The organism is Rossellomorea marisflavi, from assembly GCF_001274775.1.
GTDB lineage: Bacteria > Bacillota > Bacilli > Bacillales > Bacillaceae_B > Rossellomorea > Rossellomorea marisflavi.
Genome location: NZ_LGUE01000005.1, coordinates 205939 through 217817 on the forward strand (window position 1 = coordinate 205939; position 11879 = coordinate 217817).

General features: G+C 51.6%; 7 protein-coding genes. 6 read left to right on the top strand and 1 reads right to left on the bottom strand.

Going from position 1 to position 11879, the window contains the following annotated elements; genetic code table 11:
* Nucleotides 1-3: 3 nt before the first annotated feature.
* The 5 genes from AF331_RS16250 to AF331_RS16270 are packed head-to-tail and all read left to right on the top strand — an operon-like array spanning nucleotide 4 to nucleotide 8887.
* Complete coding sequence (locus AF331_RS16250; RefSeq protein WP_053429139.1) at nucleotides 4-1044, top strand: HEAT repeat domain-containing protein; 1041 nt, start codon at nucleotides 4-6, stop codon at nucleotides 1042-1044.
* On the top strand, nucleotides 1041-2453 hold the full coding sequence (locus AF331_RS16255; protein WP_053429140.1) for a glycosyltransferase family 2 protein: 1413 nt from the start codon (nucleotides 1041-1043) through the stop codon (nucleotides 2451-2453). Before AF331_RS16250 ends, AF331_RS16255 begins: the two co-directional genes overlap by 4 nt.
* Complete coding sequence (locus tag AF331_RS16260; RefSeq protein WP_053429141.1) at nucleotides 2450-5665, top strand: hypothetical protein; 3216 nt, start codon at nucleotides 2450-2452, stop codon at nucleotides 5663-5665. Before AF331_RS16255 ends, AF331_RS16260 begins: the two co-directional genes overlap by 4 nt.
* Before the next feature lie 2 nt (nucleotides 5666-5667).
* Complete coding sequence (locus tag AF331_RS16265) at nucleotides 5668-6033, top strand: response regulator transcription factor (RefSeq protein ID WP_053429142.1); 366 nt, start codon at nucleotides 5668-5670, stop codon at nucleotides 6031-6033.
* Nucleotides 6026-8887 (top strand): ATP-binding protein, encoded by a 2862-nt coding sequence (locus AF331_RS16270; protein ID WP_053429143.1) that lies wholly within the window; start codon nucleotides 6026-6028, stop codon nucleotides 8885-8887. Before AF331_RS16265 ends, AF331_RS16270 begins: the two co-directional genes overlap by 8 nt.
* Nucleotides 8888-9006: 119 nt before the next feature.
* Here AF331_RS16270 and AF331_RS16275 read toward each other — a convergent pair whose 3' ends face one another.
* Nucleotides 9007-9561: a GNAT family N-acetyltransferase gene (locus tag AF331_RS16275; RefSeq protein ID WP_053429144.1), complete on the bottom strand. Its 555-nt coding sequence runs from the start codon at nucleotides 9559-9561 to the stop codon at nucleotides 9007-9009.
* Nucleotides 9562-10210: 649 nt separating this feature from the next.
* On the opposite strand from AF331_RS16275, the gene abc-f reads away from it, so the two are divergent.
* Entirely contained in the window at nucleotides 10211-11842 is a 1632-nt protein-coding gene (gene abc-f, locus AF331_RS16280) for a ribosomal protection-like ABC-F family protein (RefSeq protein ID WP_053429145.1), read from the top strand.
* Nucleotides 11843-11879: the final 37 nt, after the last annotated feature.

The following is an 11879-nucleotide window of genomic DNA, read 5'->3' on the forward strand; positions in this document are numbered from 1 at the left end:
CCATTGTTCAAAGATGAGCTGTTGTTTTTTGTCGTGATGCTCGGGATTTTCCTGATCATCTTATTCTCGATTTTTCTTTATCTTGTCATGAAAAAAATAAGAGAAACGAAGAAGCGTGAAAGTATAGAGGCATATAAAGAGGAACTCCAGCTTCCTCTTTTCCATTTCCTCAGGGAAGGGGTGGAGGAAGTTGAAGTGGGAAGGGATCCCCTTCAGGTCAGGGCATTGATCGAGCTGATGGCGGGTTTCTCCCAAACATTCGCAAGCGAAGATATCCTCATGAGGATCCGCCTTTTCGCAGAGGACCACTTTGACGGGGAGATCAAGAAGCATCTCCGTCACCGGCGGTGGAGTATGCGGATGAACGGTCTGTACTGGATCGAGGACTTCGGGATGCGCACCATGAAAACCGAACTCGACAGGGTCTATCAATCCCGTAAACTGACCAAACAAGAAGAAATCCAAATTCTCAAGATCCACATCAAAAACGGATCTCTCGACGTGATGAAAGCCTTTATGCATCCGAAGCATGAATTCACGGAATTTGAGTACAGCCTTCTGTTCCAAGCCCTTGAAAATGAAGATTTTGAGGGACTCATGGAGGTGGCAGGGGAGTTGCCGGAGGTCATGCATCATTCCCTCATTGATAGCATCGGCATGAGGCAGAATCCACGTTATGCAGGATTTTTGGAGGAGAAGCTCGGATCGGCATCTTCCGAGATCCGAATCCGTGCCTTGAAAGCGATCGTGGCCATGGAGCATTATCTTCCGCCTGACCTACTTGCCGAACACCTGGAGTCAGAGTCTTGGCAGGAACGGCTCATGGCCATCAAGGTGTGTGAATACGTGCGTAATCCTGAATTGACCGGCCTTCTCATCAGCTTGATGAGGGATGCGTCCTTCTATGTAAGGTCGCAGGCGGCTCAGGCCATCATGCGATTGGAACGGGGTCAAGAAATCTTGAAGGAAATGGCTGTATCAGAAGAAGATCTTTATGCCAGGGATATGGCGGAACAATGGTTGGAAAGGGGCAGGATCACATGAACATTTCAGACGCATGGGGAAACGTCCTGCTCGGCATCGGGTGGTTTGTTCTCATTTATATGATTCTCGTCATCTCTTTTTATACGATCTTACTTGTGATCTCCATGTTCCAGCTGCGGAAATCGTACCAGCTTGACGACTGGGAACCGTATGAAGAACTCCTTCATCTTTCACAGACGAAGCCAGTATCGATCCTGGTGCCTGCTTATAATGAATCCGTCGGGATCATGGCAACGGTCCGGTCCCTCCTGAGCATCGAGTATCCTGAATACGAAGTGATCATCGTGAACGACGGGTCGACGGATGACTCCCTTGAGAAGCTCATCGAGACGTTCCAGCTTGTGAAGATCAAGTGGGTCATCCGTCAACAGCTCGAAACCCAGCCCGTCAAAGCGGTCTATCAATCGAAGCTGTATAAGAACCTCCTTGTCGTCGATAAAGAAAACGGAGGGAAGGCCGATGCCCTCAATGCAGGGATCAATGTGTCCAACTTCCCGTATTTCTGCTCCATCGACGGAGATTCGGTCTTAGAGCGTTCAGCCTTCCTCAAGGTCATGAAGCCGATCATCGAATCTGACGGGGACGTCATCGCATCGGGCGGAAGCATACGGATCGCCAATGGATGTGACATCGAGAGCGGAGAGATCGTCAAGATCGGGTTATCCCGTTCTCCGCTTGTCGTCATGCAGGTAATCGAGTACCTGAGAGCGTTCCTGATGGGACGAATCGGCCTCAGCCGGCACAATCTTCTCCTCATCGTATCCGGGGCCTTCGGCGTCTTCTCGAAGAGCTGGGTCATCCGGGCCGGGGGCTATGCCCATACGGTGGGGGAAGATATGGAACTCGTCGTGAGGCTCCATCGATTCGTGAAAGAAGAGAAGGCAGACAAACAAATCGTCTACGTCCCGGATCCCGTCAGCTGGACGGAAGCACCGGAGTCCATGAAATACTTGCGGAGACAGCGGAGCAGATGGCACCGCGGACTGTTCGAGAGCCTGTGGATCCACAAAAAGCTCTTGTTCAATCCGAAATACGGCTCCATAGGCATGGTGAGCATGCCCTATTTCCTCATCATCGAGTTCCTCGGACCGGTCGTGGAGCTCACGGGCTATCTCATCATGATCGTTTCGCTGCTGTTCGGCGGCGTATATCTGGAGTTTGCCATCCTCTTATTCTTATTATCGATCTTCTACGGTTCGATCCTTTCCATGTCGGCTGTGCTGCTGGAGGAATGGACAATCCGGAAATATCCGAAGGCATCTGACATTACGAAACTATTCTTCTATTCCCTAACAGAAACCCTCTGGTATCGCCCATTGACCGTCCTCTGGCGCTGTGAAGGCATCATCGACTTCCTCCGCAAGAAGCGGGGCTGGGGTGAAATGGCGAGAAAAGGAGTATCCAAATGAACAACGTGAAACGTTATGGCTTCTTGATCTTCATCTTGGGAATCGTCCTCTTCCTGACCTCCCCGTTCTGGGTATGGCAGGTGAAGGGGAAGAAAGATCTTGATCTGATGATTGTGGATAAGACCGTTCCCGATGAAAGCTACCGGGAGCATAAAGGCTTGATGTGGCTATTGAATCAGCAGAAATATAGGCAGAGCGACGGTAGTAACTACCGGGAGGACACAGACTACATCGGTTATGACCCGAAGGAAGGGAAGCCGACGTCTGTTCCGGAATCCGCTGAAGGTTATGATGCCGTCTACATCACCGATACATACGGGGTGTATGAGGAAGACCTGGATAGGGAAAATGTCTCCGGTTCCCGCTCCTCCAAGGTGTATGGAGGGCTAGAGGAGGAAGAAATCGACTCCCTGAAGTCCATGGCCTTGAATGAAGGGAAGACCATCATCGCCGAGTTCAACTCCATGGCCGATCCCACGGATGAGAAGGTCAGGCGTAAGTTCTACTCCCTTTTCAACCTTGAATGGTCAGGGTGGATCGGGCGTTATTTCCCCGACATGACGAGCGAAGAGGTCCCTGAGTGGGTCCGCAGCAACTATAAAGAACAGTACGGGAAGGATTATGCGTTCAAAGGTGGCGGCTTCGTCCTCGTCGATCGGTCGGATCGCCTGATGATCCTGAACGGGGACGACATCACCGATAAAGGAGCCATCTTCTCCACCACCAAAAAGGGGGAAGGAGAATTCGGTGAAGACATGTCGGTTGCCTATTCCTACTGGTTCGATATCGTCGAAGCCATCAATCCGGCCGAGGTGCTGGCCGAGTATTCCATGTCCCTTACCGACAAGGGAAAAGATAAGCTGAAGGGGATCAATCTGCCGACAAGCTTCCCGGCTGTGATCCACCAAGAGAACCGTCAATTCGAAACATACTACTTCAGCGGTGATTTCGCCGACCAGCCGGACGTACCGAATCTGTATCAGACATCAGGACTGCCGACATGGCGGAAGTGGACGGGGCGCTCGGGACCGGATGAAGAAACGGCATTCTACTGGAAGGCGTATGCCCCGATGATGGACACGATCCTGGAGAGGATCCATCGCCAGAAGGATGAGCCCAAGGCGAAAGCGCAGAAAACGGAAGTCGAGGACGGCATCAAGCTTGCGGGCAAGGTGGGATCTGACTACGTCCAGATCAACCAGGACGGCAAGTGGAAGGATATCACCATCAAGGGCGTCAACATGGGGATTGCCAAGCCCGGACATTTCCCCGGCGAGACGGCCATCACCAAGGAAGAGTACCTGAGATGGTTCAAGCAGATCGGAGCCATGAATGCCAACTCCCTACGGGTCTATACGATCCATCCTCCGGAGTTCTATGAAGCCTTTTATGAATACAATCGGATGGCTGAAAAACCCCTCTACCTCTTCCACGGGGTGTGGGTGAATGAAGAGATCTTCCTGAAGACGAAGGATGCCTTCGCCAAGGAAAACACCGAAGAATTCCAGGATGAAATCAAACGCACGGTCGATCTGATCCACGGGAATGCAGACATTCCCGATCGTCCTGGCCATGCTTCTGGTCAATACAAATATGATATTTCGCCTTACGTCCTCGGCTGGGTGTTCGGGGTCGAGTGGGATCCGGAAGTGGTCCTTTCGACGAACGAAAAACACAAGGGCATGAAGGATCTGAAGGGTGAGTATCTCTATACGGAAGAGGCCCAGCCATTTGAGGTATGGATCTCCACCATGATGGATGAAGCCGTATCGTATGAGACCTCCACCTATAAATGGCAGCGCCCGGTCAGCTTCACCAACTGGGTGACCACGGACCTCCTTGACCATCCATATGAACCTTCCGAGAAGGAAGACATGGTATCGGTGGATCCGAACGTCATCAAAGCAACGGATCAGCTGTATACGGGATTGTTCGCATCGTACCATATCTATCCGTACTACCCGGACTTCCTCAACTATGAGCCGGCGTACATCAACTATCTCGATCACCGCGGCGAGAAAAACAACTATGCAGGCTATCTGAATGATATGAAGAAGCACCATACCATGCCGCTCGTCGTCGCTGAATTCGGCGTGCCGGGCTCACGCGGCCTGACCCACCGGAATGTCGACGGACTTGATCAAGGGCATCATTCTGAAAAAGAGCAGGGTGAAATCGACCGCAGGCTCTTTGAAGACATCCTGGCAGAAAATCTGGCAGGGGGAATGGTCTTTACTTGGCAGGATGAATGGTTCAAACGGACATGGAACACGATGGATTATGATGACCCGGACAGACGGCCGTTCTGGTCTAATGCCCAGACGAATGAACAGCAGTTCGGCGTCCTGAGCTTTGATCCAGGCAAGAATCGCACCGACGTCCTCCATGTCGATGGACGCAGAGAAGACTGGGCGTTCAAGGGCATTGAACCTGCATTCGAGGACGGTGACCACGCCCTCTACGTTTCCAGTGATGAACGATATGTATACGTGAGGGTCGATACGGACTCCGTAAAGGATAAGGATTCCTACCTCCTCTTCGATACGATCCCGGACCAGGGTCAATCGACCATCCCAGGGGTTGATGATGTGAAGACCAAAGGAGTGGATTTCGTCCTTCATATGAATGGGGATCAGAGCGCCCGACTTCTTGTCGATAGCTATTACGACAGCTACTACTATCACTACGGGAACCTCCTCGAGATGATCGACAAGGAGCCGTATGCGGGCAAGAAGGATAACGGCGTCTATCATCCGATCCGCCTGACCTTGAATAAGGAACTGACGATCCAGGGCAAGACCCTGCCGTTCGAATCCTATGAAACGGGCAAGATGCAGTTCGGGACGGCGAACCCCGGGGATGAAGACTATGACTCCCTCACGGATATCAGCGTATCTCCTGAAGGCGATATGACCGAAATCCGCATCCCATGGCAGCTCCTGAACATCAAGGATCCAAGTCTCAAGGATGCCATGGGGGATATGTGGAAGGCGGGAATTGAAGGCAAGAAGAAAATCGACGCCATCAATATCGGACTTTATGAAACAGAGGGGAAGGAATCCTACGCCTATCCGGCACTGAAAGACGGCTTCATGGATCCGGCGGCGTTTTACCGGTATTCATGGAAAGAGTGGGAAGAGCCGACCTTCCATGAAAGACTAAAAGATTCCTATTATATTCTGCAAGAAGCGTATGGAAAAGGAGGGAAATGAACATGGCGAAGATCTTGATTGCGGAAGACGAAGAAGTGCTGCGCATGCTCATGGTCGACACCCTTGAAGATGAAGGATATGACATCGACGAAGCGGCCGACGGACAGGAAGCGATCGAGCACATACTCGGGACCGATTATGACCTCATCGTCCTTGACTACATGATGCCCGCCTATTCGGGCCTCGAGGTCATCGATCAGGTGAGGAACCACCACGGGAAGAGCGATGTGAAAATCATGATGGTATCGGCGAAGAATCAGCAGGCGGATAAGGACCTTGTCCTTGCCGCCGGTGCCGACTACTTCATGTCGAAGCCCTACAGCCCGGTCGAACTCATGGAGAAGATCGGGGACATTCTGAATGGATAAACTCCTTGAATTCTACCATTCCAGCCTGAGACGACGGATCATCGTCCTTATGACAGGGTTCATCCTCGTGTTCCTGATAGGAGCAGGCTGTTTATACTGGTACGATCACAGGCTTTCCGTTGAATACGATGAGACGAAAGCCAAGCTCGATGACCGGAAGGAAGTCGCCCAGAAGCTTGACCGGCAGTTCAACCGGATCTTCTTTGAAGGGCGCGGGTATGTGGCGTTTAAACGACCTGAATTTAAGCAGAGCATTACAAACCTCGAGAAGCAGTTGAAAGTCACCATAGGAGAAATGAATAAGATTTCTCAGTCTGAAGACGATGGCGCTTTCGCTTCCGAGGTAGAAGATTTCTATGATTACTATGTAAATATTGTTAACCAGACAATTAAACTTGTGGAAGACGGCGATGAACAGGGTGTCCAAGATAACTCTGCCAGTGGTGGAACTGCTAGAGTAGAAGAATTCCTTGGAAAATTGGACGCCTATAATGACAACATCCAACAGTCCACTGATGAAGCTTATGAAGAACTCCGGGCCAAGGAAGCAACGAGTCAGACGATCTTCCTGGTATTCGTCTTGCTCATGCTGCTCCTACTGATGCGGATCATGCGCTCGATTGCCAAGCAGATCGGTCAGCCCCTTGAAGAGGTGGCCACCTCCGCCCAACATATCGCCGAGACCGGTACGTATCAAAACTGGACATTCAATAAGGACCGCCATGATGAGATTGGCCAGCTGTCCCGCGCATTTGAGAAAATGATCTTCACCGTCCAGGAAAAAGAAGATCATCTCGTTTCCCAGAATGAAGAGCTCCAGGCCCAGCAGGATGAGCTCGAAGTCCAGCAGGAGGAATTGGAACGATTGCTTCATCTTGCGCGCGACAGGGGAGAGCAGCTTGAACGCCGGAACGAATTCATCAATGGGATATCGAACTCCCTCAATAAGAAAGAGGTACTGGAAAGCATCGTCAAGAGCATGTGTAGCATCATGGGCGCACCACGGGGGATCATCGTCCTCATGGATGACCAGGATACCCATGCTTCCTTCGGGGTATCCAAGGAAGCCATCGGCCAGTTCCTTGCCCATATCCAGAATGGTCTTCATCAGCGGTTATTCGAGACCAAGGAACCGTTCTGTGTAAAACGTGAGCTCGTCACAGCGGAAAAAGGCTATCATGAGGAAACCATGTATTCTTATGACCTGTTCATCCCGGTCCTGTCTGCTCAAGGAGAGCTGGAGGCCTTCATGGTGTTCAGCCGCTTCGGTGACGGATTCACCGACAAGGAACAGCAGGAGTACAAAGGGTTTGCGAAGCAGATCTCCATTTCTCTCAGGAACATCCTGCTCTATGAGGATTCCGAACGGGTACGTCACATGAACCAGGATATCCTGAATAATCTTCAGGAAGGGATCCAGCTCGTTGACCCGATGGGCGACAGCCTGCTGGTGAATACCAAGTTTGCGAGGATCATCGGAAGTGACATGGGAGCCCTGAAAGATGCTCCATATTCAAAGTGGGGCTGCAGCATTGTCACCCAGGTGGAAAACGGTGATGAACTCAAGGATTATTATCAAAATGTCATCCGCAATCAGGAAACGGGTCACAGCATGATCTACAGGCTTACAGAAGGAAACGATGTCTTCCAGGTGTATTCTACCTCCCTTTACCACGAGGAGGAGCATGTCGGTACCATCTTCGTCCATCGGGACATCACAAAGGAATACGAAGTCGACCAGATGAAATCGGAATTCGTGAGTACCGTAAGCCATGAGCTGAGGACGCCACTTGCCAGTGTCCTGGGCTTTACGGAACTCATGCTGACCCGTGATCTGAAGCCGGAGCGGACGAAGAAATACTTGAACACCATTTACAAGGAAGCGCAGCGTCTGACCTCCCTGATCAATGACTTCCTCGACGTGCAACGGATGGAATCCGGGAAACAGACATTTGAGAAGAAGTATGAAGACGTCCTGGACATCATCCGGAATATCGTGGACCTCACGAAGGTGAGTTCACCCCATCATACCTTCACGATCGGGAGAGAAACGGATTGCACCATCGTCCTCGGTGACGGGGATAAACTCACACAAGCGTTCACGAACCTCATCAGCAATGCGGTGAAATACTCACCGGATGGAGGGGACGTCACGATCCTCATGAAGGAAAAAGAAGACCGGATCTCCATCGAGATCCGCGATGAAGGATTGGGCATCCCGGAAGAGGCGATCGGGAAGCTCTTCACGAAATTCTACCGGATCGACAATTCAGACCGGCGGAAGATTGGAGGCACGGGCCTCGGCCTTACCATCGTCAAGGAAATCATCGAGGCCCACGGCGGGTCTGTGACCGTGTCGTCTGAACTCGGAAAAGGAAGCACCTTCACGGTCACCCTCCCGGTCATCACCCTTGATACGTTCAAGGAGGAAGAACAGGGGAACGGCCACAACATCCTTGTGATTGAAGACGATATGAGCCTTGCATCCCTTCTTGCCACAGAGCTTTCCGAGAGCGGCTTCCAGGTGGATCACACGACGAATGGCTCAAGTGCCATCGAGCGTCTGAAGCGGACGAAACCCGATGCCATTGTCCTGGATATCATGCTTGGGGGTAAACTGAATGGCTGGGATGTGCTTGAGGAGATCAAGAAGGAAGAGAGCCTGACCGGCATACCGATCATCATCTCCTCTGCCCTTGATGAGAAAGAAAAGGGGTTGACCTTAGGGGCAAGCGACTATCTGATGAAACCCTATCATCCAAGCAAACTATCAAAAACCATTCTTCACCTTCTATTGAAAAAAGGGACAAAAGGAGATATCCTTGTCCCGACAGAAGATCGAACGATCGAATGATACAACGGGACGGCTCCGGTTCTTCCATTAGGAAGTATCGGAGCCGTCCCTTTTTGCTTTTGTGTGACGCATGGAGACGGTTCTTGTGCGTCTTTCAGGTAGCAACCGCACCGTATCCCCTATTTGCTAGTTGCTCTCCACTCTTTTGCAAGTAGGCTGTAGGTGACGATGTCGTTGTAATGGCCGTTGATGAATTCGGCGTCGCGGGAGATGCCTTCCTGTTTGAATCCGAGACGTTCGGGGATGTGGCGGCTTCTCTTGTTGCCTTCGGCGCACTGGATGTCGACTTTGTTCAGGTTGAGGTCGTCGAATGCGTGCTGGAGAATGGCGGTGACGCAGGCCTGCATGATTCCGTTGCCTTGGGCTTCTTCTGATAGGTAGTAGCCGATGCTGGTGCTTCGGGTTTTCCAGTTGATGAAGTGGAGGTTGATCATCCCGACGAGTTTGCCGTGGTGGCGGATGCCGGCGGTGAATCCGTCGTTGGCGGCGAGTTGTTGGAGCCAGGCGGGGATGATGGAGTCGCGGTAGATGTCGGGTGATTGGACGCCGTCTACCCAGCCGAGCCAGTGTTTGAGGTGGTGGCGGTTGGTGTCGACGAGGTTGTAGATTTCTTGGGAGTGGTGGGGTTGGAGAAGGGCTAGTGTTAGGTTTGGTTGGACTTGGAATGTGAACATGGTGGTAGTCTCCTTTGGTAGTGGTTTGTGTAGTTGGTTATGGGTCCGTTTCGTTCCGCTGCGGCCGGCCGCTTTCCTGCGGGGAGGCAGTTGAGCCGCTTCGGCTTGCGCCTGCAGGGTCTCAACCTTGCCTCTATTCCCGCGGGAGTCGGCCGTCCTTCGCTGCACTGCACTTTGTGGTGTGTACGAGTGTAGTGGTGGAAGATCGACCCCTCACCCCCTTTTTTATGGGAGTGAAGAAGGGAAGGGTCCGTTTCGTTCCGCTGCACTTTATGGTGTGTACGAGTGTAGTAGGTTAAAATTCAAACGCATCCCTTCCTTATGGCTGGGTACAGGTATTATAGCTCGCATTCTTGTATTTTCCAATACTTATTTTTCCATGGGTGAGGATTGATTTATGGGGATGTGGATGGTACGATTAGGCTAATGTTAAGGGAAAGGGATGATGGGTGAACGATGGATAACTAATCTTGGTAGGTAGAATTTGAAATTGAATGAATTTCGAATGATATTTAGTAGGATTAGTCTGCCCATTTTTCCCATAGGTCCCATTTCCATCGGGCTTATTTGTGTATGGTAGTTTGCGGCTAATCCTTCCAGAAATCGTGGGAGGATTTTTTGTGTTCTCCCGGAATGAGGAGAGGATTGTATGCAGGAATTAGTGAAAATCGATTCAGTGAATATTGAAATAGAAGGAACGCTTTTGTTGGAACAGGTGAAGGCAGGAGTTAGAAGGGGGGAGGTGATCGGTCTCATCGGAAATAATGGGGCCGGTAAATCGACTCTTCTGAAGCTGTTGAACGGTGACATTGCACCGTCGTCAGGAAGTATCACACCGCTGATTCAAGGGTTGAAGACCGTGATGGTGGAGCAGGAAGCCATGGATCATTCAAGGAAAGCGTTGTCCTCTGGGGAAACAGCGCTCCTTCAGAAATGGGATGTGCCGGATGGACCGTATGAACAGTTGAGCGGTGGAGAAAAGCTGAAGGTGAGACTCGCACGCGGAATCGCTCAGAATGCACATTTGCTGCTTCTGGATGAACCGACCAACCATCTCGATGAAGAGGGGATTGGATTTCTGATCAAGGAGCTGAAGGGATATCGCGGGACCGTCATCCTGGTCTCCCACGACCGGGCGTTCCTCGATGAGGTGGCCGATGTGATCTGGTCCATCGAGAACAAGACGGTTGTGACATATGAGGGGAACTACTCGGCATACGTGAAGATCGTCGAGCAGCGCAGGCTCACCCAGCAGCGGGCATATGAGAAGCAGCAGAAGCTCATCGAACGGATCGAGGGACAGATCCAGGACCTTACTTCCTGGTCAGGAAAAGCCCATGCCCAGTCGACAAAGCAGGAATTTCCGAAGGAGTTCTACCGTTCGAAGGCCAAACGGATGGACGCCCAGGTGAAATCGAAGAGGAAGCGGCTTGAGAAAGAAATCGAGCGGATCAATGCCGAGCCTGTCGAGGTGGAGGAAAAGAAACACCTCTCCGTCCGTGCGGGCAGAAGGGCCGGCAAACGTCTCCTTGAAGTAAAGGATCTTGGTAAAGCCCATGGAAGCAAGGAGCTTTTCCGCGGTGCCTCCTTCACGATTCAAAACGGGGAGCGGGTTGCGGTGACCGGTGGCAATGGGAGCGGGAAGACGACGTTCCTCAATATGATCATGGGAAAAGAAACGCCTGATGAAGGGGAGATGTGGCTATCACCTGCGGCGAAGATCGGCTACCTCACCCAGGAGGTCTTCGACTTACCCCTCGATGAGACACCGGAGAATCTTTTTTACAGGGAGACGTTTCACGACCGCGGGCAGGTGAGGAACCTCATGATCTATCTCGGATTCGGCAAAAGCCAGTGGGAGGAGCCGATCCGCCATATGAGCATGGGAGAGCGGGTGAAGTGCAAGCTCATCAAGTATATCCTCGAGGACCGGGACGTGCTGATTCTCGATGAACCGACCAATCACTTGGACCTCCTGAGCCGCGAGCAGCTGGAACATACCCTGGCAGCCTACGATGGCACCCTCATCGTCGTTTCCCACGATCGCTACTTTTTAGAAAAGACGACATCGGCTGAAATTACGATTGAAAACAGAAAAATGGTGAGAAAATGGGAACAGGCAGAGCCTTCAAAGAACGAACGGGAAGAGCTCAAGATGCAGCTTGAGACCGAGTGCCAGGAGGTCCTCGGGAAGCTGAGCTTCATGACCCCTACCCAAAAGGAATACGCCGAGCTTGATGCGAGGTTCAATGAACTGACGAAACGAATCAGGGACATGTAGGAAAAATATGCTAGGATAGAAGAAAAGCAAGCAGGGG

What these genes read in the sequence shown, in the direction of transcription:
- AF331_RS16270 (WP_053429143.1), top strand. Translation starts at nt 6,026, where the DNA reads ATGGATAAACTCCTTGAATTCTACCATTCCAGCCTGAGACGACGGATC.
- abc-f (WP_053429145.1), top strand. Translation starts at nt 10,211, where the DNA reads ATGCAGGAATTAGTGAAAATCGATTCAGTGAATATTGAAATAGAAGGA.
- AF331_RS16275 (WP_053429144.1), bottom strand. Translation starts at nt 9,561, where the DNA reads ATGTTCACATTCCAAGTCCAACCAAACCTAACACTAGCCCTTCTCCAA.
- AF331_RS16255 (WP_053429140.1), top strand. Translation starts at nt 1,041, where the DNA reads ATGAACATTTCAGACGCATGGGGAAACGTCCTGCTCGGCATCGGGTGG.
- AF331_RS16265 (WP_053429142.1), top strand. Translation starts at nt 5,668, where the DNA reads ATGGCGAAGATCTTGATTGCGGAAGACGAAGAAGTGCTGCGCATGCTC.
- AF331_RS16260 (WP_053429141.1), top strand. Translation starts at nt 2,450, where the DNA reads ATGAACAACGTGAAACGTTATGGCTTCTTGATCTTCATCTTGGGAATC.